This is a genomic window from Bradyrhizobium sp. WCU1, from assembly GCF_053474805.1.
Genome location: NZ_CM130280.1, coordinates 2,144,840 through 2,170,670, shown reverse-complemented (window position 1 = coordinate 2,170,670; position 25,831 = coordinate 2,144,840). Strand labels below are relative to the sequence as shown.

The following is a 25,831-nucleotide window of genomic DNA, read 5'->3' as shown; positions in this document are numbered from 1 at the left end:
CGAGCCGGCCGGATCGGATGCGCCTCAAGTCAGTTCTCATCTGCCTCGCGATGCTTGCCCTGCCGGCCGCGGCTGCGGCGCCGCTTCCGGCCCCACGCCAGGTCGAGATTGCCGAAGGCAATATCACACTGCATGCGCAGCTCTACCGGCCCGATGGTGACGGCCCGTTCCCGACGGTGATTGCGCTGCATGGCTGCGGCGGTCTCGCCGGCCATTCCGAGCCGGTCGCACCGCGCTATCGCGACTGGGCCGAGCAGTTGCTCACATCGGGCCATGCGGTGCTGCTGCCGGACAGCTACCGCTCGCGCGAGCTCGGGCCGCAGTGCCGCATCAGGGAGCATCAGGTCCAGAACCGCCGGGCGCGGGTCGCCGACATCAATGCCGCGCGGCAGTGGCTGGTGCAGCAGAAATGGGTGGCGAAGAACCGCATCAGCCTGATCGGCTGGGGCAATGGCGCGGCTGCTCTGCTGTGGGCGGTCCGGCCGCAGCTGTGGTCGCGCAACGCCGAGCCGGACTTCCGCTCGGCAGTCGCGTTCTATCCGGACTGCCGCACCTCGTTCGGCCTCGGCTGGAGCGCGCGGGTGCCGACGCTGGTTCTGATCGGTGCCCGCGACGATGTGACGTCGTCATCGGCCTGCCACCAGATGATCGACGGCGCGCGCGGCCGCAGCGCGCTGGCGCGGATCGTGATCTATCCCGAGGCGTATCACGATTTCGACCGGGCCAATCTGCCGCTGCATGCGGTCGCGGCCTCCGATGCCGATATGGCGGAGCGTGGACACATCGGCACCGATGCGGACGCGCGCAAGGATGCGCAGAAGCAGGTCGCCGAGTGGCTGTCGCGCTAGAATAAACTCCCTTGGTCTTCCGGCTTGACGGCGCGCTTCGGCGCCGCCGGTTTCGCCTCGCGCTGAGGCTTCGGCTGGCTCTCGGGCGTTGCCGTTGCCGCGGGCTGATCGGCATTGGTGGTGGCGGCGACGCGGCCATCGGCGAATTCGATCGACAGGCTGGCGTTGGGGCCGACCGCCGCCGCGGAATGCAGTGCGTGTCCGTGCGCGTCGCGCACCAGCGCGAAGCCGCGCGCCAGCACGCCGCGATAGGACAGCGCCGACAGCAATTGTCCGCGGTGGGCGACGCGTGCCTCCAGCCGCTGCAGCGTCGTCAGCAGCGCGCGGCGGGCGCGCTCGGCGAGGCGGTGGGTGCGCTCCAGATCGCGCGCGATCGCGGTGCGCTGCGCCTTGGCATTGGCGAGCTTCGAGGCTTTGAGCCGGATTTCGAGCCCGCTGAAGCGCTCGCGCCGGCGATGCAGCAGCGCGCGCGCCGACAGCGTGATGCGCTCGCCGGATGCGGTGAGCCGCTGCCGCGCATGCGCGACCTGGCCGCGCAGCACGCCGATGGTGAGCCGCGAGCTCGACGCGGCAAAGCGGCGGAAATGCGCATGCGTGTTGGCCTTCAGCCCGCGCGGCAGCCCGGCTGCGAGATGGTCGAGCCGCTGCCGCGGGATCGCGAGCAGTTCATTTGCCGCCGGCAGCGCACGCGCTGCGGCGCGCAGCTCGGTGCGGCGGGCCTCCTGGCCGCGCTGCCAGCACACCATGGTGCGGCGGGCCAGCGCGGCAATCTCGACGAACAGTTCGCTGCGCACCGGCACCGCCATTTCGGCGGCGGCGGTCGGCGTCGGCGCGCGCTTGTCGGCGACGAAATCGATCAGCGTGATGTCGGTCTCGTGGCCCACCGCCGAGATCAGCGGGATGTGGCTGTCGGCCGCGGCGCGGACCACGATCTCTTCGTTGAACGACCAGAGGTCCTCCAGCGAGCCGCCGCCGCGCGCGACGATCAACAGGTCAGGCCGCGGAATCCGGCCGCCCGCCGGCAGCGCATTGAAGCCGCGGATCGCGGCCGCGACCTGTTCGGCCGAGCCGTCGCCCTGCACCTTGACCGGCCACACCAGCACCCGGCGGGGAAAGCGGTCCTCGAGGCGATGCAGGATGTCGCGGATCACGGCGCCGGTCGGAGAGGTGACGACGCCGATCACCTCCGGCAGCCAGGGCAACAGCTGCTTGCGCGCCTCGTCGAACAGGCCTTCGGCCGCGAGCTTCTTCTTGCGCTCCTCCATCAGCGCCATCAGCGCGCCGACGCCGGCCGGCTCCAGCGAGTCGATGACGATCTGGTATTTCGAGGAGTTCGGATAGGTGGTCAGCTTACCGGTGGCGATGACCTCGAGCCCTTCCTGCGGCTTGAAGCGCATCCTTGCGTGGGCGAACTTCCAGATCACCGCCTCGATCTTGGCGCTCTCGTCCTTCAGGGCGAAATAGCAATGGCCGGAGGAGTGCGGTCCGCGGAAGCCGGAGATCTCGCCGCGGACGCGGACATGGCCGAACCGGTCCTCCACCGTCCGCTTCAGGGCGGAGGAGAGTTCCGAGACGGTGAATTCGGGCGCGTTGACGAGGCTAGGCGCGGCAGCGGTCATTTGCAGGTGATTCGGCTGTTTGTGAGCTTCACCGCAACGTAGGGACTTTTGTCCGCCATCGCCAACCGCGGGCTTGCTTGTGCATATACTCTGTGATATAGAGTTCTCTATCAAGGGCGAGCTGCTCGGAGGTTGACCGATGCTCCCACAGGTGACGTTGGCAGGTTTGGTCCATTCCGCGGCCGGCGCGGTCCATGCCGTCGTGGCGATGCTGTGCATTGCTGTCGGGCTGATCCAGTTCCTGCGGCCGAAGCGCGGCGCGGGCCACCGGGCGCGTGGCTATTTCTACGTCTATGCCATGCTGGTCGGCGACGGGACCGCGATGCTGGTCTACCGGTTCACCGGCGCCTTCAACCTGTTCCACCTCGGAGCGATCGTGAACTTCGCCTGCATCGTGGCGGCGATTGTTCCGCTGCTGCGCAGCCCGCGGCCGGCGAACTGGCGATTGAAGCACTATTATTTCATCTCGTGGTCCTACGTATCGCTGATGTCGGCCGCGGCCACCGAAATCGCAGTGCGCGTGCTGCCGCTGACGACGCGCGGACAGATTGGGCTGACCGCATTGGCCCTGTCGATCGTGATCATGACGCTCGCCTATGTCCTGATCGGAAAATATCGGCCGCCGCCGGAAACCCCGCCGGTTTCCGCTCGATTCGCCGAGCAGAGTGGGGTGCCGTCTTGATCGACAGCCAGCAGGCCAGCGCGGCGCTGAACGACATCAACGACGTCGTGCATCGCGTCCGCCAGTCGCGAATCTATCAGACCGCCAGTCTGATCATCATCATGTGGGGCGTGTTGGTATTCGCAGGCTACATCGCCAATTACACATGGCCGCCACAGGGCCATACGATCTGGGCCGTCGTCGACCTCATCGGAATCGCGGGCTCGATCGCTATTGCCGCGTTCAGCGGTGTCGGTCCGGGGGCGGGCGCCTTCGCGCTCCGATTGCTGGTGGCGTTCCTGCTGTTCATCGCATTCGGCATTTTCTACTCGGCAGTGTTGGGTCATTTCGGGCCGCGCCAGATGCTGGTGTTCTGGCCGCTCTTCACGATGCTGTTCTATGCGCTCGCCGGCCTGTGGTTCGGCTACGCTTTCATCGTGATCGCGCTCGGCAGCAGCGCCTTGATCGTGACCGCCTACTTCCATGCCGGTCCGGCGCTGCTGCTGTGGATGGCGGTGGTGCATGGCGGCGCACTCATCCTCGGCGGGCTCTGGATGCGCCGGATCTAACGCGATGGCCGAACTCGACGAGATCATCCACCAGCCGCTGCGGCTGCGGATCATGGCGGCGCTCAATGCGCTGCCGGTTTCGACCGGGCTGGAATTCGCCCGGCTGAAGAAGCTGACCGGCGCCACCGACGGCAATCTCGGCGCCCATATCGAGACGCTGGCGCGGGCCGGCTATGTCGCGGTCGACAAGGCCTTCGTCGGCAAGAAGCCGCAGACCACGGTGACCGCGACCGCGGCCGGTCGCGGCGCCTTCGCCCGCCATGTCGCGACCCTGCAGGAGATCATCGCGGGCAAGCAGCCGTGAGGCTGGAATGACGGGGGAATCGGCCCCGTCGCCCCTTGCAGGCCGGCGGGGATTCGTGCGACCGACACAGCTCTCGCACCCATTTGAGCCTGTACCTGATGAACATCCTCCTGCTCGGTTCCGGCGGCCGCGAACATGCGCTGGCGTGGAAGATCGCCGCATCCCCGCTGGTGACGAAACTCTGGTGCGCGCCTGGCAATGCCGGGATCGCGCGCGAGGCCGAGTGCGTCGCGCTCGATGTCGCCGACCATGCCGCGGTGATCGAGTTCTGCCGGCGCAACGCGGTCGATCTGGTGGTGGTCGGTCCGGAGACGCCGCTCGCCGCAGGGATCGTCGACGATCTCGCCGCTGTCGGCATCAAGGCGTTCGGGCCGAGCCAGCAGGCCGCGCAGCTCGAAGGCTCCAAGGGCTTCACCAAGGACCTCTGCAGCGAGTTCAATATTCCGACCGGCGCCTATCGCCGCTTCGACAATGCGAAGGACGCCGTGGCCTATGTCCGCGCCCAGGGCGCGCCGATCGTGGTCAAGGCCGACGGGCTCGCCGCCGGCAAGGGTGTCGTGGTGGCGCAGACGCTGCATGAGGCGGAAGCCGCCGTTGCGATGATGTTCGAGGGCGCGTTCGGCGCGGCCGGCGCCGAGGTCGTGATCGAAGAATTTCTGTCCGGTCGCGAGATCAGCTTCTTCGCGCTGTGCGACGGCGAGACCGCGATCCCGCTCGCGACCGCGCAGGACCACAAGCGGGTGTTCGATCACGACAAGGGGCCGAACACCGGCGGCATGGGCGCCTATTCGCCGACGCCGTTCGTGACGCCTGAAATCCATGACCAGATCATGGCGCGGATCGTCCTGCCGACGGTCGCCGGGATGAAGCGCCGCGGCATCCCGTTCAAGGGCGTGCTCTATGCCGGCGTGATGCTGACCGCGCAGGGCCCAAAACTGTTCGAATACAACGTCCGCTTCGGCGATCCCGAGTGCCAGGTGCTGATGCTGCGGATGATGTCGGACATCGTGCCGGCGCTGCTCGCCTCGATCGACGGGCAATTGAAGAATTTCGATCTGCGCTGGTACCCGGACCCGGCGCTGACGGTTGTCATGGCGGCCAAGGGCTATCCCGGCGACTACATCAAGGGCACCCGGATCGACGGCCTCGATGACGCCGCCAAGGTCGAGGGCGTCGAAATCTTCCACGCCGGCACGGTGGCGAAGGACGGCGCGATCCTTGCCAACGGAGGCCGCGTGCTGAACGTCTGCGCGATGGCCAAGACCGTCACCGAGGCACGCGATCGCGCCTATCAGGCCGTCGATCGCATCAAATGGCCGGAAGGATTCTGCCGCCGCGACATCGCCTGGCAGGCGGTGGAGGCGGAGCAGGGCTAGCTCACCGCGTCATTGCGAGGAGCGAAGCGACGAGGCAATCCACCTCTCCGCTTGGGGCGCGATGGATTGCTTCGCTTCACTCGCAATGACGATTAACTACAGCAGATCCCCGCCCGCCGCGCTCGCCGTGGTGCCGTGCTCGCGGAACGCCTTGATGACGTTCTTGCCGATCTTCCACTTGTGCACCTCGTCGGGGCCGTCGACCAGCCGCTGCGAACGCACCTGGGTGTACCATTTCGCCAGCGGCGTATCCTGGCTGAAGCCGAGCGCGCCGTGCAGCTGGATCGCGGTGTCGATCACCTTGTGCACCATGTGGGCGTGGAAGATCTTTGCGATCGAGTTCTCCTGGCGGATGTCGAGGCCCTTCTCGGCTTTGTAGGCGATGTGCAGCAGCATCAGCCGGCCGATATAGAGCTCGCTGGCGCAATCGGCGAGCATGAACTGCACCGCCTGCCGATCGGCCAAGAGCTGGCCGAAGGTCGAGCGCTTGGTGACGTGCGCTGCCGCCATGTCGAGCGCGCGCTGCGCCTTGGCGACATTGTGCATGCCGTGGCGCAGCCGGCCGTAGGCGAGGCGGTGCTGGCCCATGTTGAAGCCGTTGCCCTCGCCGCCGAGCAGGTTGTCGGCGGGTACCTTCAGATCCTTGATCTCGATCTCGGAGTGGCCGCCATGGATCACGTCGTCATGCGGACCCTCGATCGCCATGTTGGCGACGTTGCGCTTGATGCGGTAGCCGGGATTGGGCAGCTCGACGATGAAGGTCGAGTATTGCTTGTGGCGCGGCGCGTTCGGATCGGTCTTGGCCATGACAAGCGCGAGGTCGGCGACGCTCGCCGACGACGAGAACCACTTTTCGCCGTTGAGGATGTAGTTCTCGTTGCCGTCCTTCACCGCCGTGGTCTGCATGCCGGTGGCATCGGCGCCGGCGGCCTTCTCGGTCATCGAGAAGCAGATCCGCTTCTCGCCGTTCAGCAGGGGTTTTAGGAATTTCTCCTTCTGGTACTCGGTGCCGTGCGCCAGGATCGTCATCATCGAGGCGTCGTCCGGCCCCTGTGTGTTCATCGAGAGCGCGCCGAGCATGCTCTCGCCGAGCTCCATCTGCACCAGCGCGTTCGCCAGCGGGCCGAGACCCATGCCGCCATACTCCTTCGGCACGAACGGGCACCACAGGCCCTGCGCGCGGGCCTTCTTGCGGAGCGGCGCCAGCACCTCGGCAAGCGGCTTGGTGTCGAGTTCCTTTTCCGCCGGAATGCACTCGTCATGCACGAATTTGCGGACCTTCTCCCGGATCGCCTTGGCTTCAGCGGGAATCTCGAAGTCGATCGACATGGCACTTCCTCGTTTCATGTTGTTGTTGGCTAGGCTTGAGGATGGCATAAACCTCGCCCATGCCAGCGGCAACGCCGAACAAAGTTTGAAGCACGGCGCACGCGACCGGGAGGAGCCACCGATGCCTGATCTCGCCGATCTTTTTCCCGGTTATGAAGCGAAATGGATCAACACCTCGCAGGGCCGCATCTTCGCCCGCGTCGGCGGCAAGGGCCCGCCGTTGCTGCTGCTGCACGGCTTCTCCTCGACCCATGTGATGTGGCACACGGTTGCGCCGAAGCTTGACGACAAGTTCACGCTGATCATCGCCGACCTGCCGGGCTACGGCTGGTCCGACATGCCCGCCAGCGACAAGGATCATACGCCCTACACCAAGCGGGCCTGGGCGAAGACCATGGTCGAGGCGATGGAGCAACTCGGCCATGTGCACTTCGCGCTGGCCGGTCACGATCGCGGCGGGGGGGTCTCATACCGGCTCGCGCTCGATCATCCCGGCCGGCTGTCGAAGCTGGCGGTGCTCGATATCGCGCCGACTTATGACTATTGGCAGAAGCTCAATCGGCTGTCGGCGCTGAAAATCTACCACTGGTCGTTCCTCGCACAGCCCTATCCGCTGCCGGAGACGCTGATCTCCAACAACGGCGAATTCTTCCTCAAGGAAAAGATGGCGAGCCAGACCAGGACCAAGACGCTGGAGGCGATCGACCCACGCGCACTCGAACATTACCTCGCGCCGTTCCGCGATCCCGCCCGCATCCACGCGATGTGCGAGGACTATCGCGCCGGCGCCTATGCCGACTTTGAAATCGACAAGGCCGATGTCGATGCGGGCAAGAAGATCACGATCCCGATGCTGGCGCTGTGGGGCGATGCCGGGGTTGCGAGCGCTGCGACGACCCCGCTCGACACCTGGAAGAATTGGGCCACCAATGTCAGCGGCGCACCGGTGGCGTCAGGGCATTTCCTGCCCGAGGAGGCCCCGGACGCGACCGCGAAGCTGTTGCGGGAGTTCTTCCTGGCGGGGTGATTCCACCCTGCATCGTCATCCTGACAAATGTCAGTGTATGGTTCACAGGCTGCGCCAAACATTCAGCGTCGTCCTGGCTTTCGCCAGGACGACGGGGTGACAGATCTACTTTTCGCGTCCCCTACCGCCGCTCCCGGAAGAACTCGCGCAGCAGCCGCGCCGCCTCGGTCTCGCCGACCGCGCCATAGACCTCCGGAACGTGGTGGCAGGTCGGTTGTGCGAAGAAGCGCACGCCGGACTCGACCGCGCCGCCCTTGGGGTCGGCGGCGCCGTAATACAGCCGGCGGATGCGGGCAAAGGAGATCGCGCCGGCGCACATGGTGCAGGGTTCGAGGGTGACATAGAGGTCGCAATCGACCAGCCGTTCGGTGCCGATGGCCTCTGCCGCCTGCCGGATCGCCAGGATTTCGGCATGCGCAGTGGGGTCGCGATCGGTCAATGTCCGGTTGCCGGCGGTGGCGATCACCTCATAGCCCCGCACAATCACGCATCCGATCGGAACTTCGCCCGATTTTCCGGCATTTTCGGCCGTTTTCAGCGCCAAATCCATGAAAGAAGGGGCCGACATGCCTCGTATCATCGGAAGAAACCTGCTAGTAGCTTCGCCTTCAGCAAAAGTGGATGCCGGTTTTGCGTCAAGCGCGCTGCCAACGGGGCGCGCACGACCGGTTGGCCCTTGCACCCCAATTGAACGCCCAGGCGAGAACATTCATGCCCCGCGATAGCGACAAACACAACGATTCCCGCGGCCGGCGTGACCGGCCCGGCGGCGGCAAGGGCCGCTCCGGGGCCGCCCGCGGGCCGGAGAAGAAATTCGCCAAGCGCGGCTTCAGCGGCAAAGACTTCGCCGGCAAAGGCGATGGCGAGAAGCGTCCGTACCGTCGCCGCGAAGACGGCGATGCGCCGCGCCGCGATTTCGACGACAAGCCCCGATTCAGCCGCGACGGCGACCGTCCCCGCGGAGATCGACCGTTCCGTGACCGCCCAGGACGCGACGGCGACGGCGAGAAGCGCACCTTCAAGCCTCGTGGCGACCGGCCGCGGTTTGACCGTGACGGCGATGGCGAAAAGCGTGAGTTCAAGCCGCGCGGTGATCGCCCGAACTACAACCGCGATGACCGCGGGCCGCGCCGCGATCGCGATGACGCGCGTCCAGCGGGGCGGTCTTCCGACCGGAAGTTCGGCGACCGCAAGCCCTACGCGCCGCGCGACCGTGACGGAGAGAAGCGGCCCTACACGCCGCGTGGCGAGCGATCGTTCGGCGACCGTCCTTCGCGCGATGGCGATCGGCCCGCGCGGAAATTCGGTGGGGACAGCAAGTTCAAGCGCGGCGGCGATCGCGATCGCGGCGGAGATCGTGACCGCGGTCCGCGCAAGGATTTCGGTGATCGTCCGCCACGCGGCGAATCCAAGCCGTGGCAGAAGCGAGAAGGCGGCTCCGATCGTCCGGAGCGCGGTTCGCGCCCGTTCCGCGACGGACCGCGCAAGTTCGACAAGCCGCGAGACGATCGCGGTGGCGACGAGCGGCCGCGGTTCTCGCGTTCGCGCGACGATCGCGAGCAGGGTGATCGGCCGAAGTTCAGCCGGCCGCGCTGGAAGGATAATGATGAAGGCGGCGACCGCCGGCGCGAGCGGCCGGAAGGGCGCAGGGATTGGCAGGAGCATCCGCGCAGCGAGGGCCGCTTCGGCGATCGTCCGCGCCGCGACAATGAGGACGACAGCAAGGTTTTCGCGAAGCGCCCGGCCTTCGGCGGCCGCGGCGCTTATCGCGAACGCTCTTATGACGACCGCCGCGAGCGTCCCGAGCCGAAGCCGAAGAAGTCCGGCGAACGCATCGCCAAGGTGCTGGCGCGCGCCGGTCTCGCCTCGCGCCGCGATGCCGAGGAGATCGTCACCCAGGGGCGCGTCACCGTCAACGGACGCGTAATCAACTCGCCGGCGCTCGATATCACCGACAGCGACGTCGTGGCGGTGGACGGCAAGCCGTTGCCGCCGCGCGAGCGGACGCGGCTGTTCATGTATCACAAGCCGCGCGGGCTGATGACGACGCATGCCGATCCCGAGGGGCGGCCGACGGTGTTCGACAATCTGCCCGAGGGCCTGCCGCGGCTGATCTCGATCGGCCGGCTCGATTTCAACACCGAGGGTCTGCTGTTGCTGACCAATGACGGCGGGCTGGCGCGGACGCTGGAGCATCCCGACACCGGATGGCTGCGCCGCTATCGCGTGCGCGCCCATGGTGAGGTGACGCAGGCCCAGCTCGACCAGCTCAAGGACGGCGTCGAGGTCGAGGGCGTCAAATATGGGCCGATCGATGCGACGCTGGAGCGCGATCAGAGTTCCAACGTCTGGGTGGTGTTCGCGATCCGCGAAGGCAAGAACCGGGAGGTGCGCAACGTGATGGCGCATCTCGGGCTCGAGGTGAACCGGCTGATCCGGATCTCCTACGGCCCGTTCCAGCTCGCCGAGCTCGAGGAGGGCAAGGTCGAGGAGGTCAAGACGCGGGTGCTGCGTGAGCAGCTCGGCGAGAAGATCGCCAAGATCGCCGGCGCCGACTTCACGCGGCCGGAGCAGCGTGACGCCGGCGACGACGAGGCGCCAGCCAGGAAACCGAAGCCGAGCAAGCGCGAGACGATCAACGATCGCAAGGGCCGCCGCGTGCTGGTGCAGCGCACCGGCAGCGAGGAAGCCCGTGCCCGCAACGAGGACGAGGCCAACGGCTACGGCCCGCCGCGCCGCCCCAAGCGCGGCTATCACGGCAAGCGCGATCTCAAGCCGCAGGACGAGTAGCGGTCGATGCGTGTCGTCGGGGGCAGGCTGAAGGGTCGCAACCTCGCGTCGCCATCGGGGCGCGAGATCAGGCCGACCGCGGACCGCCTGCGCGAGTCCGTGTTCAACATCCTCGTGCACGCCTACGACAACCCGATCGAGGATGCTCGCGTGCTCGATCTGTTTGCCGGAACCGGCGCGCTCGGCATCGAGGCCGCGTCCCGCGGCGCCAGGTTCACGCTGTTCGTCGACAATGGCGCGGAGGCGCGGGCGCTGTTGCGCAACAATGTCGAGTCGCTCGGCCTCGGCGGCACCACCAAGGTCTATCGCCGCGATGCCACCGATCTCGGGCCGGCGCATCCGGTCGAGCCGTTCTCGCTGGTGTTTCTCGATCCGCCTTATGGCAAGGGCCTCGCCGACAAGGCGCTGGCCTCGCTGCGCGACGGCAGCTGGCTCACGCCGGGCGCGCTGCTCGTGGTGGAGGAGGCCAAGGCCGCTTCGTTCGCCGTGCCCGACGGTTTCGAGGAGCTCGAGCGGCGGGCCTATGACGACACGGAATTCGTCTTCCTTCGCGAAAAAGTGTAGGGCGTAGCGGCCTCCATCGACCCTATGCTGCGCCAGCGTGGACGACGGACCGATCGTCGCTTTCGGAGCGTGAACCATGGCCGACACTCTCGCCGGGCTCGCAGGTCAGCTGGAGGCGCGCGTCAAGGCGTTGCGCGGCGGCGGCGATGACGCGGCGCTGCTTGCGGCGGCGCGCGACGCCGCCGACCAGATCGGGCGCCGCCGCGGCGCGCTCGACGCCGACGCGCGCGAAGCGCTCGGAATGATTCAGCGGATGACGTTCAACGCCGCGGCCGATTGCTGGCCGGGCTGGGGCGTTTCGGACAAACCGATCGATCCAAATCATCTGCTGGCGGCGCGTGACCTTGCCGAGCGCTCGTTGGATCTTGTGCAGGAGCTGGAGCTCGGGCCGGCGCGGCTCGGAACGGGCGCCTGGCTGGTGGGCGCCTTCGATCTGGCGCTTGGCCGCTATGACGAGGCGATCGACATCTTTCGCGGCGCGCGCCGGAACTATCTCGCCGCGAGCGCGCCCGGCCTGGTGCTGCTGACGGACGGCTATGTCGCGATCGCGCGGCAATTGGCCGGGGATCGGACTTCATCCGACGATCAAGGTTTCGATCAGGTCTGCGAGCGGATCGCGGCAGGCGGGTTCGAGCACGGCGACGAATGGATCGCGCAGCTGCGCACCGCGCTGGAGGTGTTCGCGCGGCAAGTGAATTCGTAGGATGGGTAGAGCGCAGCGAAACCCATCATCGTGTCACGCGGACGAAAGTTGATGGGTTTCGCTGCGCTCTACCCATCCTACCGCATGCTGCGAGACCTACCGCCGCCCGAACAGCTTCTCGATGTCGCTGAGCTTCAATTCGACATAGGTCGGTCGGCCGTGGTTGCACTGGCCGGAGTTCGGCGTGTCTTCCATCTCGCGCAGCAGCGCGTTCATCTCTTCCGGCTTGAGGCGTCGCCCGGCGCGGACCGAGCCGTGGCAGGCCATGGTGGCGGCGACATGCATCAGGCGGCGCTCCAGCGGCAGCGCCTCGTCCCACTCGGCCATGTGTTCGGCGAGGTCGCGCAACAGGCCGGCCGCGTTGGTCTTGCCGAGCAGCGAGGGCGTCTCGCGCACGGCGATGGCGCCGGGACCGAAGGAGTCGATCGCAAGCCCGAACGAGGCCAGCTCCTCGGCACGATCGTGCAGCTTCTCGACGGTGGCCTCGTCGAGTTCGACGATCTCGGGGATCAGCAGGATCTGCCGCTGCACGCCGTTCTTCGCTAGCGAGGCTTTCAGTCTCTCATAGACGATGCGTTCATGCGCCGCGTGCTGGTCGACCACGATGAGGCCGTCGCGGGTCTGCGAGACGATATAGGTCTCGTGGATCTGGGTGCGCGCGGCCCCCAGCGGGCGGTCGAGCAGATCGGGAGCTGGCGCCGCCTCGAAGCGGACATCGGCGGTCGGCGCGCCGACGTCGAAGGCGGCCTGTCCGGGCTCGGTGAAGGCCGTCGCCGCAGCGCTCTCGAAGCCGCGCATCGGACCAGCCGGATAGGACGGCGAGCTGCGCCAGTCCCAATTGCCTGGACGCGGTGGCGTGAACGCAGGGCGGAACGCCTGCAACGTTGCGCCGTCGGCGGTGTTGGCCGCGGTGCGCCGGCCTTCGCGCGCAAGACCGTCCTTCAGCGCATGCACGATCAGCGCGCGCACCAGGCCGGCGTTGCGGAAGCGCACCTCGGTCTTGGCCGGATGCACGTTGGCGTCGACCTCTTGCGGGTCGCAGCTCACGAACAGCGCCACGACGGGATGGCGGTCGCGCGGCAGATAGTCGGAATAGGCCGCGCGCACTGCGCCGAGGATCAGCTTGTCGCGCACCGGACGGCCGTTGACGAACAGATATTGCCCGAGCGCGTTGGCGCGGGTCAACGACGGGGCGGCGGCAAAGCCCTCGACCACGACGCCTTCGCGCTCGGATCGCACCTCGATCGCGCTGGCGCGGAAATCCGCGCCGAGGATATCGCCGAGCCGGGTCAGCCGGCCGGCCGCACCGGGCAGGGCGGCCGCCCAGGTCACCGGCGCGCGCTCTTCGCCGGCCAGCGTGAAGGCGATGTCGGGGCGCGCCATGCCGAGCCGCCGCACCACTTCGCGGATCGCCTCCGCCTCGGTGCGGTCGGTCTTGAGGAATTTCAGCCGCGCCGGCGTCGCATAAAACAGCTCGTTGACCTCGACGCGGGTGCCCTGGCCGAGCGCGGCCGGCATGATCTCCGATTTCTCGCCGCCTTCGACCGACAGCGACCAGGCGTGCGGCTCGCTGGCGTGGCGCGTCGTGATGCCGAGCTTGGCCACGGCGCCGATCGAGGGCAGCGCCTCGCCGCGGAACCCGAGTGTGCGGATGCGCAACAGGTCTTCGTCGTCGAGCTTGGAGGTGGCGTGGCGGTCGACCGCGAGCGCGAGGTCTGAGCGGGTCATGCCGCCGCCGTCGTCGGTGATGCCGATCCGCCGCCGCCCGCCGCCATCGGTGAACACGTCGATCCGGCTCGCGCCGGCGTCGATCGCGTTCTCGACCAGCTCCTTGACCACGCTCGCAGGGCGTTCGACCACTTCGCCGGCGGCGATGCGGTTGACGAGCTGTTCGGGAAGCTGGCGGACGGGCATGAATTGCGCGATCGGACACGGATTCGAGGTTCGGCGGCATTCTAGTCGGCTGGCCGGCCAAATGCATGGGGCGGTCCGCGAATGGCTGCCTTTTACTGGGGATGGAGCCGGCCTATCGCCTTGAAGACGCTCACCTTCGCGTGTGCATCGGCTACGCCCTACGTGGCGATTGTGGGGTCCCACGGGCGGGTATATCGTTTAGAAAAATTATAATCCGATCGGGAGGATAGCTATGTGCCATTTGTTCTCGCACCAGCCGCAGCGCAATTATGAGTCGCAGACCCGGTCGCTGCGGATCGGCGGTCACTGCACCTCGATCCGGCTGGAAATGTCGTTCTGGGATACGCTGGAGGAGATCGCGGCGAAAGAGGGGATGAGCGTCGCCAAGTTCGTTACCACGCTCTATGGCGAAGTCCTCGACCACCATGGCGAGGTCAACAATTTCGCATCGCTGCTGCGGTGCTGCTGCCTGATCTATCGCTCGCAGAGCACAGCTGCGGTGCCCGAATTCCGGGGCCAGCCGATCCTCGACGCCGCGGAATAACCTTTCGGATTCATCGCGCAGAAAAACGGCCTTGTCCTGTTGGGCAAGGCCGCTTCAGTGAGAGGGGAACTGTAGTTTCTTGCTAGATCTCCTTGCGCTGCATCGCGCCGGCGATGTGGTCGGCCTGCCGGATCGCCAGCGACACGATCGTCAGCGTCGGGTTGCACGCCGCTCCGCTCGTGAACTGGCTGCCGTCGGAGACGAACAGGTTCTTGATGTCGTGGGTCTGGCCGAACTTGTTGACCACGCCATCGCGCGGCTTCTCGCTCATCCGGTTGGTGCCCATGTTGTGGGTCGAGGGATAGGGCGGCGTCGGATAGGTCACGGTGGCGCCGACCGCCTCATAGACCGCGGCACCCTGTCTAAAGGCGTGATCGCGCATCGCGACATCGTTCGGATGGTCGTCGAAATGCACGCTCGCGACCGGCATGCCGAACTTGTCCTTGACGTTCGGATCCAGCGTGACGCGGTTGGTCTCCTGCGGCAGGTCCTCGCCGACCAGCCACATGCCGGCCATCCGCGGATAGCCTTCCATGGCACTGGTGAAGCTGCGGCCCCAAGCGCCGGGATTGAGGAACGCGGCCATGAAGGGCAGACCGAGCGACAGCGTTTCCATCTCGTAGCCGCCGACGAAGCCGCGCTTCGGATCGTTCTTCGCCTCGTCGCGGATGATGCCGGCCATCGTGGTGCCGCGATACATGTGCACCGATTTCTCGAAGGTCGCATACACGCTGCCGGTCATGTGCCGCAGATAGTTGCGGCCGACCTGGCCGGATGAGTTGGCGAGGCCGTCGGGGAACATGCTGGACGCGCTGTTGAGCAGCAGCCGCGGGCTCTCGATCGAGTTGCCGGCGACCGCGACCACGCGGGCCTTCTGGCGCTGCATCGCGCCCGTCTCATCGGCATAGACCACGCCGGTCACCTTGCCGGACTGATCATGCTCGATCTTGATCACCATGCTGCCCGGGCGCACCTCGAGATTGCCGGTGGCTTCGCCCTTCGGGATCTCGGTGTAGAGCGTCGACCATTTGGCGCCCGACTTGCAGCCCTGGAAGCAGAAGCCGATCTGCTGGCACGAGCCGCGGCCGTCGCGCGGTTCGCTGTTGATGGCCATCCGTCCGGTGTGCACCTCCTTGTAGCCGAGCTTCTTGGCGCCGGCCTCCATCACCTTGAAATTGTTGTTGCCGGGCAGTCCGGGAATGCCGTTGGTGCGGGTGACGCCCATCTTGTTCTCGGCCTTGGCGTAATAGGGCTCCATCTCGGCGAGCGTGATCGGCCAGTCCAGGAGATTGGCGCCGGGGATGTTGCCGTAAGCCGACTTGATCTTGAACTCGTGCTCGTCGAAGCGCAGCGAGGCGCCGGCCCAGTGCACGGTGGAGCCGCCGACCGCCTTGACGATCCAGGCTGGAATACTCGGAAAGTCCTTGTGCACGCGCCAGCTTCCGGAGGTGGTGCGGGCGTCGGACCACGCGAGCTGGCTGAAGCTGTCCCATTCATCGTTGATGAAGTCCTGGTTCTCGATGCGCGGGCCGGCTTCCAGGATCACGACCTTGATGCCCTTCTGCGCCAGTTCATTGCCGAGCGTTCCGCCGCCGGCGCCGGAGCCGACGATCACGACGACGCCGCTGTCATTCAGATCGAATTTTGCCATTGTGTCCTCCCAAAATTGTCTGGTTCAGGCTTTCGGCAGCCAGTCGATGTCGGCGAAGCCGCGCTTGATGTAGCCGCCATGCTCGGCCGAGGAGCCCTCGTAGCCGAACCGCGGCCAGACCTCCTTGTTGTTGTAGAGCGAGGCGATGAGATCGCCGCGGATCTGCTGGAAGAACGCGCTTGTCTCGATCCGCTGCAGCAGCGCGACGCGATCGTTCTCCCAGGCGACCTGCGCATAAGGCATCTTGTGGCGCTCGTTGGCCTCCTGATCGAGCCGGGCGATGCCCTCATTGATCAGCGACTTGACCGCCGGGTCCTTCGCGGCCTTCTCATCCCAGGGCTTGACCGCCGTGATGTAATAGCTGTCGCCGAGGAAATCGTGCGGATAGATGTCGCGCGCCATCTTCAACAGCGTCTTCAGCGTCGCCGGCGTCAGCGTCGAGGCGCCTTCGGCCCACGCATCGGTGATGCCGAGCCCGGTCGATGTCGCGATCGCGACGGCAGGGGCGGTGGCGGCTGCGCCTTTGAGAAAGACACGCCGGTCATATCTGCTGCGTCGATCGATTTCTCTCATGGTTTCCTCCGTAGTTTATTTTCTATTTGGATTTGCAACTGGATTAGCCGAAGCGCCCGCCGCGCTGGATCACCTCGATCTTGTAGCCGTCGGGATCGGAGACGAAGAAGAAGCGCGCCAGCGTCCTGCCGTCATGCTTGAAGTCGCGCAGCGGCCCGGGCGACAGCTTCTCCTGCTCGAAGCGCGCGTGCTCGGCATCGACGTCATCGACGACGACGGCGAGATGGCCGTAGCCGTCGCCGAGCGTGTAGGGTTCCTTGCGGTCGAAATTGACCGTGAGCTCGACCTCGAACGGCGAGGACGGATGGCGCAGATAGATCAGCGCGAAATCGGGAAAACGCAGATTGTCCGCGATCTCGAGCCCGAACGCGCGACGATAGAAGTCGAGCGCTTTGGCCTCGTCGAACACGCGGATCATCGAATGCACGGGTTTCGCCATTCAGTTCAGCTCCTTCAGATAGGCGATGATCATGGCGCGGGTTTCCGGCTTGGCCTGCCGATAGGCCATCACGGCACCCGGGATCACCTCTTGCGGATTGGTCAGCCAGGCATCGAGCTTCGCATCGTCCCAGACGAAATCGGCCTTGGCGAAGCCCGCGGAATATTTGAAGCCGTCGGCCTGGCCGGCATGGCGGCCGACGACCTTGTAGAGCGACGGTCCTTGCCGGACGGGATCTGTCGCATTCGATGTGTGGCAGGTCGCGCATTGCTGCTTGAACAGCGTGGCGCCATCGGGCGGCTTGGCGGCGGGCAGGGGCATTTGCGCGCGCGCGATTTGCACTGCAAGCATTGCGCTGCAAAATCCCAGCGCCAACCTCGCCCCGGTCGTCCACCTCACGTGCAGCTTTGTCATATACATCACCGCCTCTGTGCCGTGACTGTAGGAGGCCGAAATCCGCCGTTGGTAGTAGCGGGCTGTTTCACAGCAGAACAAAGCTGGGCGGCGATCTGGCGCGGAACCGGTCGTTGCCGGTTCTGATGTCGGATGCAGCGCCATGCGTGCGCTGCATCCACTTCGCTCGAAAACGCTCCAGGGTATGATCCGGAAAAGTGCGAAGCGGTTTTCCGAAAAGATCATGCTTAAACAAGAGTCTAAAGCGCGATGACGATTCAGCCCGATCTCATCGCGCTTTAGTCGTCGAAACGGCGCGTGCCGCGACCGGCCTTGATGTCGCTGCGGCGCTTCTTGCCCTCGAGGCGGCGTTGCTTGGAGCCGAATGTCGGCTTGGTCGCGCGCCGTGGCGTCGGCCGCACCATCGCTTCCCTCAACATCTCCAGCAGCCGCTCGATTGCGTCGGCGCGATTGCGCTCCTGGGTGCGGAAGCGGAACGCCTGGATCACGATCACGCCGTCCTTGGTCATGCGGCTGCCGGCGAGCCGCGCCAGCCGCTGCGCGGCGTCCGGCGGCAGCGCGATCTTCGTCGTGTCGAAGCGGAGCTGGGCTGCGGTCGAGACCTTGTTGACATTCTGTCCGCCCGGACCGGAGGCGCGAACAAACACGATCTCAATGTCGTTCTCGTCGATCGTAAGGTCGCGGGACACCCGCAGCATGACAGCACCCGGTGCAGGGAAGAATCGGCGGCCGCAGGATAGCGGGTTTGTGTTGCGTGTGCTTGGGGTGCGTGGATGCCGCGCGTACGACATCTGCGGTCAGAGTCCGCGGCTCACCCCTCTCCCCAACCCTACCCCGCAAGGGGGGAGGGAGCCCATCCGCCGATGCGTCCCTAACGATCCAACGCCAATCGAAGCATCACCGCCAGCCGTGACGTGATGTGAGGTGAGCGCGTCTCTCAGGCTCCCTCCCCCCTTGCGGGGGAGGGCGGGGAGAGGGGGGGCCACGACGGCGGTGTACGAAGAAGGAGCGCGCCGAAACGCTTCAGTTCGCCTTCGGCGGCGCCGACGCCGGCTGCGCGGCGGCTTGCGGGGCGCGGCCGACGATCACGGTGAGCAGGCCGTTGCCCCACAGCCGCCTGGAGACCCGCTTGACGTCGTCGAGCGTCACCGCATCGACGATGGCGCTGCGCTTCTCGATGTAGTCGATCGGCAGCTTGTCGAGCTGGTATTGCAGCATCGCCTGCGCGAGCTTGGAGGAGGTGTCGAGCGCCAGCATCTGCGAGCCCTTCAGATAGGACTTCGCCTCGTCGAGCTCCTGCTGCGTCGGGCCTTGCTCGGCGATGCGGCGGATCTCCGCCTCGACCGCATCGATGGTCTCGCCGGCGCGGTCGGCGCGGGTGCCGGTGTTGCCGAGGAACAGCGCGGAGTGGTCCATCCAGAGCAGCGCCTCGTAGATCGAATAGGCCAGCCCGCGCTTCTCGCGCACTTCCTTGTAGAGCCGCGACGACAGCCCACCGCCGCCGAGAATGTGGTTCACCACATAGGCGGCCATGAAATCCGGGTCGTGCCGGTTGATGCCGGGTCCGCCGAAGGTGACGATGGTCTGCGGCACATCGAGCGGGACAAAGGCGCGCTGCGGCGGTTTGGTCGCCACGACGTCGGGAATCGGCGTCAATTCGGCCTTGGCCGGCAGGTCGCCGAAGGTCTTGTCGAGCAGCTTGCCGAGCGTGTCGGCATCGACGTCGCCGACCACGGCGATCCGCAGCGTATCCTTGGCGATGTTGCGGCGGACATACTCCTTCAGATCGGAGATCTCGATGGTCGGCACGCTCTCGAGCGTGCCGGTCGCCGTCCTGCCGTAGGGATGATCGCCGAAAGCGAGCTCGAGGAACTTGCGGCCGGACAGCGAGGACGGATTGGTCGATTCGCGGCGCAGGTTCGAGATGACCTGGGCGCGGATGCGTTCGACGTCCTTCGGCTCGAACCGCGGCGAGGTCAGCGCCATCCGCAACAGATCGTAGGCTTCGTCCTTGTTGTCCTTGAGCATGCGCAGCGAGCCGCGGAACTGATCGCGGTTCGACGCGAAGCTGAGCTCGATGGCGCGGCGTTCGAGCCGCTCATGATAGGTCTTGGAATCGAGATCGCCGGAGCCCTCATCGAGCAGGTCGGCGACCAGATTGCCGACGCCGGGCTTGCCCGGTGGATCCTGGCTGGCGCCGCCGCCGAAGGAATATTCCATCGCGATCAGCGGCACGGTGGCGTCCTGCACGAACCAGGCCTCGATGCCGCCGGGCGATACCAGCCGCTGGATCTTGGCAGCGGCCTGCGAGGGCACAGACGTCAGCGCCAGCATCGCGGCGCAGGCGCCGCCGATCAGCGCCGCGCGGCGGGTGAGGGAGTAGGTCACGAGCGCTTCTCCTCGCGTTTCGGCGCGGTATCCTTGATCAGATAGCCGGTCACCGACCGCTTCTTGTCGAGCCAGGTGGCGGCAGCGGCGCGCACCTGCTCGGCGGTGACGGCGCGAATGCGATCCGGCCAGCTGCGGATGTCGTCGATGCTGAGGCCGGTGGTCAGCGCGCCGCCGTACCAGCGCGCCAGCGTCGCCTGGTTGTCCTGGGCGTAGATCGCCTCGGCGATGAGCTGGGTCTTGACCCGTTCGAGATCCTCGGCGCGCGCCGGGTTCTGCGCGAGGTCGGCGATCACCTTGTCGATCGCGTCCTCGATCTGCGCGAACTCGACGCCCGGCTTCGGCGTCACCGCGATCGAGAATTGCGAGGGGTCGAGCGAGGTGCCCTGATAGCCGGCGCCGGCCGAGATCGCGAGGCCCTTGTCGATCACCAGCGCGCGATAGAGGTAGGAATTGGCGCCGCCGCCCATCAATTGCGCGAGCACGTCGAGCGCCTGGCTCTCGCCGGCCGCCGCTGTCGTCGCCGAGGGCACCAGATAGTAGCGGCGCAGGTTCGGCTGCTCGACCCGCGGGTCCGACAGCGTCACGGTGCGCGGGGCGGCTGGCGTCGGCTCCTGCGGCCGGACACGCTTCTCGGGGATCGCACGCTGCGCCGGGATCGGGCCGAAATTCTTCTCGACCAGCGGCCGGATATCCTTGACGTCGACATCGCCGGCGATGACCAGGATCGCGTTGTTCGGGGCGTAGAAGCGCCGGTAGAAGGCGAGCGCGTCCTCACGGTCGAGCTTCTCGATCTCCTGGTGCCAGCCGATCACCGGCCGGCCGTAGGGATGATTGAGATAGAGCGCGGCCATGATCTGCTCGGTGAGCCTTGCATCCGGGTTGTTGGCGACCCGCATGTTGAACTCCTCCAGCACCACGTCGCGCTCGGGCAGCACATTCTCGTCCTTCAGGATCAGGCCGGTCATGCGGTCGGCCTCGAATTCCATCATGGAGGCGAGCTGCTCGCGCGGTATGCGCTGGAAGTAGCCGGTGTAGTCGGTGGAGGTGAAGGCGTTCTCGTTACCGCCGACGCGCAGCACGGTCTGCGAGAACTCGCCGGCCGGGTGCTTGGCGGTGCCCTTGAACATCAGATGCTCGAGGAAGTGCGCAAGGCCCGATTTGCCGGGCGTCTCGTCGGCCGAGCCGACCTTGTACCAGATCATCTGGGTCACGACCGGCGTGCGGTGATCGGGGATCACCACCACCTGCAGGCCGTTGTCGAGCGCGAAGCTCGCAGGGCGTTCCGAGGTGACGGTGGTCTGGGCGCGGAGGCTGGCGCCCGGCAGCGGGATCGTTGAAATGAGAGCAGCAGCGAACAGGGCAATCGATCGGCGTGTGGGCATCATGGTCCTTATGAAAGCCCGGACACACAGCCGGGGCGCGAAAGCAGGCCATCGTACACGGTCGTCTCCGTGCCCGTCGTCACGAAGCGGAGAGAGCGACGCCGCGCCGCATTAAGCTTTGCTCATGTCAGCCTTCGCCCGACCAGGCCAAGCGTCATTGCAACGGTTTTCCGGTCATGACGTCGTATTGGCCTTCTTGCGCCTTCGGCTTCATCGGCCCGGTGCCATAGTCGAACCCCGCGGACGGCGTCTGATAGCCGGGCGGCGGTTCGGTCAGGGATTCGCGGGTCGGCTCGCCCTTGAATGGCTTAGACTCGCTGCTGTTGCCCTTGAACATGCCGAGCAGACCGCCGGAGTAACCGAGCTGGCTCGGCATCAACGACGGATTGGTGCTCACACCGGGCTCGAGCGGCTCCTTCCGGCCGTCGGTGGCGGTCTGCTGCTTCCGTCCGGCCTCGATCTCGGCCGGCGTCAACGCCACCGCTGACTGCCACGGCTCCTTCTTGACCTCTTTCTTGCGCGCCTCGATCATGGCCTTGCGCTTGGCGATGTCGGGGTCCTTCGGCCAGTTCGGCGCGTTGACCTGGGTGGTCGAGGCGGGCGGCGGCAGGTCGAGCTTCGGCGGCACCACCAGCGGCGAGCGCTCGCGATAGTCGATGCCCTTGCTGGCGGCGCTCTTGGCGCCGAGCCCGGTCATCAGATTGTCGACGATCCGCTCTTCGAAGGTCAGGCCGTCATCTTCATCTTCATCTTCGCCGGCGCGCACCGGCCCGGCGGCCATGACGAGGCCGATCCCGGCCGCAACGAACGCCCAACGCAGGCCGCGCATCAGCGGCAGCCGCGACGTCTCGATCAGATAAACGCGGGCTTTGATGTTGCGCATCGCGCTTTTCCCATCTCAAAATTCGCCAAAGCGATCACTGGCTTAGCGCTCAGTTCCGCTAGGTGCAGGTCGGCCGCCGACCGGCTCATATCGGCCGGGATCAGGGCGCTTTTACGGCGGGGGTCCCCATCACGGAATCATACAATAGGGCCGCCACGCCAGCAACGATCGCCACATCGGCGAGGTTGAAGATGTACCAATTGAAGGTTTTTCCCCCGATCTCGACATGAAACAGGGCAAAATCGACCACCGCGCCATAGGCGAAGCGGTCGATACCGTTCCCGATCGCGCCGCCGATGATCAGGCCGAGCGAAACTGTCGCAAGCCAGGTTCGCGACCGCGCCATCCAGATCGCCAGCGCGATCACGGCGGCGGCCTTGATCACCATCAGCAGGATCTGGGCCGCCGGGGTCTCGCTCTGGAACCAGCCGAAACTGATGCCGGGATTCATGGCGAGCACCAGGTCGAAGAACGGCGTCACCGTCACCGGGGCGTGGTGCGCGATGTCGAGGATGTGAAGCAGCCAGAGCTTGGAGGCCTGGTCGGCGATCAGGGTGATGACCGCCGCCAGCACGCCGGCACGAACGGGCGAGCTCAAGCCGTGACCCCCAGCGCCTTCCATTCGCGCAGCGCCTGTGCGTCGCGCGGCGAGACGTCGGGATATTCGGGATCCTCGCCAACCGTCGGAAGGATCTTCCACGAGCGCGCGCATTTGGTGCCGACCGCCTTCTCGACCACGACGGCAACGCCGGGCACCGCATCGAGACGGAAGGCGCTGGCCGGCGCCTCGCCCTCGCGCACCTCGTAGTTCGAGGTGATGCAGACCTCGGCGAGATCGACGTCGAACAGCGTCGCGAGCATGTCGCGGTCGGCAACATAGATCACCGGCGAGGCTTCCAGCGACGAGCCGATGGTCTTGTCCTTGCGCTCCAGTTCGAGCGCGCCGGTGACGACACGGCGGACGTCGCGGATCGTCTCCCACTTCGCGGCGAGGGCGTCGTCGCGGAATTGCTCGAGTCTGTCCGGGAACAGCGTGAGATGCACCGAAGGCTCGGCGCCCGGCCGGTACATCCGCCAGGCTTCGTCTGACGTGAAGCTCAGGATCGGCGCCAGCCATTTCAGGATCGCGTCGCACAGGATGTCGATCGTGGTCAGTGCCGCCTTGCGCGCCACCGAGGACGGCGGATCGCAATACAGCGTGTCCTTGCGGATATCGAAATAGAACGCCGACAATTCGGAATTCATGAAGGCCGCGAGGCTCGCGACCACGGTCTTGTAGTCGAATGCGGCATAGGCGTTGCGGATGGTCTCTGCGTGGCCGGCCAGCTCATGCAGCATCAGCCGCTCGAGCTCGGGCATCTCGGCAAAGCCGACCTTCTCGGCTTGCTTGAAATGATGCAGCGTGCCGAGCATCCAGCGGATCGAGTTGCGCAGCTTGCGATAGGTCTCGACGGTGTTCTTCAGGATCTCCGGGCCGATGCGCTGATCGTCGGCATAGTCGGTGGCGCACACCCACAGCCGCAGGATATCCGCGCCGGAATTTGCGATCACGTCCTGCGGCTGGACCGTGTTGCCGAGCGACTTCGACATCTTGCGGCCGTTCTCGTCGAGCGTGAAACCGTGGGTGAGCACGATGTCATACGGTGCGCGGCCGCGCGTGCCGGCGCTTTCCAGCAGCGAGGAGTGGAACCAGCCGCGATGCTGGTCGGAGCCTTCGAGATACATCACGGTGTCGTTGCCGCCATCGACCTTGCGGACGATGTTGCCGAGCTGCGGGAAGTTCTGGCGGTCTTCCAGCACGAAGGCGTGGGTGGAGCCGGAATCGAACCAGACGTCACAGATGTCGTCGACCTTCTTCCAGTCCTCGGACGCGCGCGAGCCGAGGAAGCGCTCGCGGGCGCCGTCCATGTACCAGGCGTCGGCGCCTTCCTCCATGAAGGCCTCGCTGATGCGCTGATTGACGACCTCGTCCTGCAGGATCTCGGCCGAGCCGTCAGCGTTCTCGCGCACGAACACGGCGATCGGCACGCCCCAGGCGCGCTGCCGCGAGATCACCCAGTCGGGCCGGTTGGCGATCATGCCGTTGATGCGGTTCTCGCCGGCCGGCGGCACCCATTGCGTGACCGAGATCGCGTGCAGCGCGCGAGCGCGCAGCGTGTCGCCCTTCTTCGCGTGGCCGTTCTCCGCGATGTCCTTGTCCATCGCGATGAACCATTGCGGCGTGTTGCGGAAGATCACCGGCTTCTTGGAACGCCAGGAATGCGGATATTGGTGCTTGAGGCTGCCGCGTGCGAGCAGCTTGCCGCCTTCAATCAACGCCTTGATCACGGCGTCGTTGGCGTCGCCCTTCTCGCCCTCGTCGGTCAGCACGCGTTTGCCGGTGAAGCCGGGGGCCTGCGCGGTGTAGGTGCCGTTTTCGTCGACCGTATAGGGGATCGCCGTGTTGATGCCGCGTGCATCCAGCTCGCGCTTGTTCGCCATCCAGACGTCGAAGTCCTCGCGGCCGTGGCTTGGCGCAGTGTGCACGAAGCCGGTTCCGGTGTCGTCGGTGACGTGTTCTCCGGCGAGCAGGGGCACGGTGAATTCGTAGCCGCCGCTGAAACCGCGCAGCGGATGCGCACATTCCACGACATCGAGCGTATCGCCGGGGATGTCGCGCACCCTCTCATAGGCGGCGACGCGCGCCTTCTTGAACACTTCCGCCGCGAGCGCGTCGGCCAGGATCAGCAGGTCGCCCGTCTTCGCCCATTTGGCTTCCGGCGCGTCGGTTACCTTGTAGAGGCCGTAGGCGATCTTCGGCGAGAACGAGATCGCGCGGTTGCCGGGCAGCGTCCACGGCGTGGTGGTCCAGATCACGACCGAGGCATTGGCCAGCGCGCCATGCGCCGGCGAGGTGACCGGGAATTTCACCCACACCATGTCGGAAGTGTAGTCCTCATACTCGACCTCGGCCTCCGCGAGCGCGGTCTTCTCGACCACGCTCCACATCACCGGCTTGGAGCCGCGATAGAGCGTGCCGTTGGCGGCGAACTTCATCAGCTCGCGGGCGATCTGCGCCTCGGCCGGGTAGCTCATGGTCTGGTAGGGATGGTCCCAGTCGCCGATGATGCCGAGCCGCTTGAACTCCTCGCGCTGCACGTTGATCCAGTGCGTCGCATAGGCGCGGCATTCCCGGCGGAACGCGACCATCGCGGCGGAGTCGCGGAAATCGGGCTTCTGCTTGCCCTTGGAGCGGTAGTTCTCCTCCTCGATCTTCCATTCGATCGGCAGGCCGTGGCAGTCCCACCCCGGCACGTAATTGGAGTCGAAACCGAGCATCTGCTGGCTCTTGGTCACGACGTCCTTGAGGATCTTGTTCAGCGCGTGCCCGATATGGATGTTGCCGTTGGCATAGGGCGGGCCGTCATGCAGCACGAATTTGGCGCGGCCCTCGGCGGCCCGGCGCAGTCTGTCGTAGAGGCCGATCTCGTTCCAGTATTTGAGGATTTCCGGCTCGCGCTGGGGCAGGCCGGCGCGCATCTGGAATTCCGTCTTCGGCAGGTAAAGGGTCTTGGAATAGTCGTTAGCGTCGGTCTTTTGCGGCTTGTCGGACATGAAGGCTCTGATCTGGCAGGTGAGGGCGCGGAAACGCGATCAATCGCGGGTGAAACGACGAAATCCCGGTCTTGCGCCGAGCCCTCGGGCTCAGGCGGAAGCCGGGCCGCTAATCCGTATGATGCGCCGCGAAAACATCGGGTTTCCTTAGCAGCCGGACGGGGAATTCGCAAAGCCCCCGGTGGCCGGCGGACCGTTCCGCGGGACGGCCCCTAAAGCGGGATAGGTTGAGCTGGAGCGGCGGCGGAGGTGCCAC

Annotated in this window: 24 protein-coding genes; 10 read left to right on the top strand and 14 right to left on the bottom strand. The window is 66.1% G+C overall.

The features are described 5' to 3' along the window. The first annotated feature begins 17 nt into the window (after positions 1-17). Positions 18-848: a dienelactone hydrolase family protein gene (locus tag ACTUWL_RS09915; protein ID WP_021077289.1), complete on the top strand. Its 831-nt coding sequence runs from the start codon at positions 18-20 to the stop codon at positions 846-848. Here ACTUWL_RS09915 and xseA read toward each other — a convergent pair. Continuing rightward, a complete protein-coding gene (gene xseA, locus ACTUWL_RS09910) occupies positions 845-2,467 on the bottom strand; it encodes an exodeoxyribonuclease VII large subunit (RefSeq protein ID WP_021077290.1) in 1,623 nt (540 codons plus the stop codon). The two genes, ACTUWL_RS09915 and xseA, sit on opposite strands and share 4 nt — an antisense overlap. Positions 2,468-2,606: 139 nt before the next feature. Here xseA and ACTUWL_RS09905 point away from each other — a divergent pair, with 139 nt between their 5' ends. The 4 genes from ACTUWL_RS09905 to purD all read left to right on the top strand — a co-directional run bounded on the left by ACTUWL_RS09905 (position 2,607) and on the right by purD (position 5,377). Then, a complete protein-coding gene (locus ACTUWL_RS09905; RefSeq protein WP_021077291.1) occupies positions 2,607-3,149 on the top strand; it encodes a DUF2306 domain-containing protein in 543 nt (180 codons plus the stop codon). Further along, the gene (locus ACTUWL_RS09900; RefSeq protein ID WP_021077292.1) at positions 3,146-3,697 is read left to right on the top strand and encodes a hypothetical protein; all 552 of its coding nucleotides are present in this window, start codon (positions 3,146-3,148) and stop codon (positions 3,695-3,697) included. The genes ACTUWL_RS09905 and ACTUWL_RS09900 overlap by 4 nt, the downstream gene beginning before the upstream one ends. A 4-nt stretch (positions 3,698-3,701) precedes the next feature. Continuing rightward, positions 3,702-4,001 (top strand): winged helix-turn-helix domain-containing protein, encoded by a 300-nt coding sequence (locus ACTUWL_RS09895; RefSeq protein WP_021077293.1) that lies wholly within the window; start codon positions 3,702-3,704, stop codon positions 3,999-4,001. A 98-nt stretch (positions 4,002-4,099) separates the two neighbouring features. Further along, entirely contained in the window at positions 4,100-5,377 is a 1,278-nt protein-coding gene (purD, locus tag ACTUWL_RS09890; RefSeq protein ID WP_021077294.1) for a phosphoribosylamine--glycine ligase, read from the top strand. Positions 5,378-5,473: 96 nt separating this feature from the next. Here purD and ACTUWL_RS09885 read toward each other — a convergent pair whose 3' ends face one another. After that, positions 5,474-6,706: an acyl-CoA dehydrogenase family protein gene (locus ACTUWL_RS09885; protein ID WP_021077295.1), complete on the bottom strand. Its 1,233-nt coding sequence runs from the start codon at positions 6,704-6,706 to the stop codon at positions 5,474-5,476. Positions 6,707-6,827: 121 nt separating this feature from the next. On the opposite strand from ACTUWL_RS09885, the gene ACTUWL_RS09880 reads away from it, so the two are divergent. Continuing rightward, on the top strand, positions 6,828-7,733 hold the full coding sequence (locus ACTUWL_RS09880; RefSeq protein ID WP_021077296.1) for an alpha/beta fold hydrolase: 906 nt from the start codon (positions 6,828-6,830) through the stop codon (positions 7,731-7,733). Positions 7,734-7,854: 121 nt separating this feature from the next. On the opposite strand, the gene ACTUWL_RS09875 is transcribed toward ACTUWL_RS09880, so the two are convergent. Further along, complete coding sequence (locus ACTUWL_RS09875; protein ID WP_021077297.1) at positions 7,855-8,313, bottom strand: nucleoside deaminase; 459 nt, start codon at positions 8,311-8,313, stop codon at positions 7,855-7,857. A gap of 131 nt (positions 8,314-8,444) precedes the next feature. On the opposite strand from ACTUWL_RS09875, the gene ACTUWL_RS09870 reads away from it, so the two are divergent. The 3 genes from ACTUWL_RS09870 (at position 8,445) to ACTUWL_RS09860 (ending at position 11,790) form a co-directional block, all read left to right on the top strand. Further along, entirely contained in the window at positions 8,445-10,523 is a 2,079-nt protein-coding gene (locus tag ACTUWL_RS09870) for a pseudouridine synthase (RefSeq protein WP_021077298.1), read from the top strand. A gap of 6 nt (positions 10,524-10,529) precedes the next feature. After that, on the top strand, positions 10,530-11,087 hold the full coding sequence (gene rsmD, locus ACTUWL_RS09865) for a 16S rRNA (guanine(966)-N(2))-methyltransferase RsmD (protein ID WP_021077299.1): 558 nt from the start codon (positions 10,530-10,532) through the stop codon (positions 11,085-11,087). Between the two features lie 76 nt (positions 11,088-11,163). Then, complete coding sequence (locus ACTUWL_RS09860; RefSeq protein WP_021077300.1) at positions 11,164-11,790, top strand: hypothetical protein; 627 nt, start codon at positions 11,164-11,166, stop codon at positions 11,788-11,790. Positions 11,791-11,886: 96 nt separating this feature from the next. On the opposite strand, the gene mutL is transcribed toward ACTUWL_RS09860, so the two are convergent. Next, positions 11,887-13,704, bottom strand: a complete 1,818-nt coding sequence (mutL, locus tag ACTUWL_RS09855) for a DNA mismatch repair endonuclease MutL (protein ID WP_021077301.1) — start codon at positions 13,702-13,704, stop codon at positions 11,887-11,889. 232 nt (positions 13,705-13,936) lie between these two features. Here mutL and ACTUWL_RS09850 point away from each other — a divergent pair, with 232 nt between their 5' ends. After that, on the top strand, positions 13,937-14,248 hold the full coding sequence (locus ACTUWL_RS09850) for a ribbon-helix-helix domain-containing protein (RefSeq protein WP_021077302.1): 312 nt from the start codon (positions 13,937-13,939) through the stop codon (positions 14,246-14,248). 82 nt (positions 14,249-14,330) lie between these two features. Here ACTUWL_RS09850 and ACTUWL_RS09845 read toward each other — a convergent pair whose 3' ends face one another. The 10 genes from ACTUWL_RS09845 to ileS form a co-directional block, all read right to left on the bottom strand. Continuing rightward, entirely contained in the window at positions 14,331-15,899 is a 1,569-nt protein-coding gene (locus ACTUWL_RS09845; RefSeq protein WP_021077303.1) for a GMC family oxidoreductase, read from the bottom strand. A gap of 24 nt (positions 15,900-15,923) precedes the next feature. Beyond that, on the bottom strand, positions 15,924-16,472 hold the full coding sequence (locus ACTUWL_RS09840) for a taurine transport system ATP-binding protein (protein ID WP_021077304.1): 549 nt from the start codon (positions 16,470-16,472) through the stop codon (positions 15,924-15,926). A 43-nt stretch (positions 16,473-16,515) separates the two neighbouring features. Continuing rightward, positions 16,516-16,911, bottom strand: coding sequence for a VOC family protein (locus ACTUWL_RS09835; RefSeq protein WP_021077305.1), 396 nt, complete (start codon positions 16,909-16,911; stop codon positions 16,516-16,518). Beyond that, positions 16,912-17,232: a c-type cytochrome gene (locus ACTUWL_RS09830; protein ID WP_035650356.1), complete on the bottom strand. Its 321-nt coding sequence runs from the start codon at positions 17,230-17,232 to the stop codon at positions 16,912-16,914. It abuts the gene before it with no gap. A gap of 371 nt (positions 17,233-17,603) precedes the next feature. Further along, the gene (arfB, locus tag ACTUWL_RS09825) at positions 17,604-18,023 is read right to left on the bottom strand and encodes an alternative ribosome rescue aminoacyl-tRNA hydrolase ArfB (protein WP_021077307.1); all 420 of its coding nucleotides are present in this window, start codon (positions 18,021-18,023) and stop codon (positions 17,604-17,606) included. A 325-nt stretch (positions 18,024-18,348) separates the two neighbouring features. Next, the gene (locus tag ACTUWL_RS09820) at positions 18,349-19,713 is read right to left on the bottom strand and encodes a M16 family metallopeptidase (RefSeq protein WP_021077308.1); all 1,365 of its coding nucleotides are present in this window, start codon (positions 19,711-19,713) and stop codon (positions 18,349-18,351) included. After that, complete coding sequence (locus ACTUWL_RS09815; protein WP_199196563.1) at positions 19,710-21,101, bottom strand: M16 family metallopeptidase; 1,392 nt, start codon at positions 21,099-21,101, stop codon at positions 19,710-19,712. The genes ACTUWL_RS09820 and ACTUWL_RS09815 overlap by 4 nt, the downstream gene beginning before the upstream one ends. 151 nt (positions 21,102-21,252) lie before the next feature. Then, on the bottom strand, positions 21,253-21,981 hold the full coding sequence (locus ACTUWL_RS09810; RefSeq protein ID WP_021077310.1) for a hypothetical protein: 729 nt from the start codon (positions 21,979-21,981) through the stop codon (positions 21,253-21,255). A 100-nt stretch (positions 21,982-22,081) separates the two neighbouring features. After that, the gene (lspA, locus tag ACTUWL_RS09805; RefSeq protein ID WP_021077311.1) at positions 22,082-22,603 is read right to left on the bottom strand and encodes a signal peptidase II; all 522 of its coding nucleotides are present in this window, start codon (positions 22,601-22,603) and stop codon (positions 22,082-22,084) included. Next, positions 22,576-25,575 (bottom strand): isoleucine--tRNA ligase, encoded by a 3,000-nt coding sequence (ileS, locus tag ACTUWL_RS09800; protein WP_021077312.1) that lies wholly within the window; start codon positions 25,573-25,575, stop codon positions 22,576-22,578. Before ileS ends, lspA begins: the two co-directional genes overlap by 28 nt. Positions 25,576-25,831: the final 256 nt, after the last annotated feature.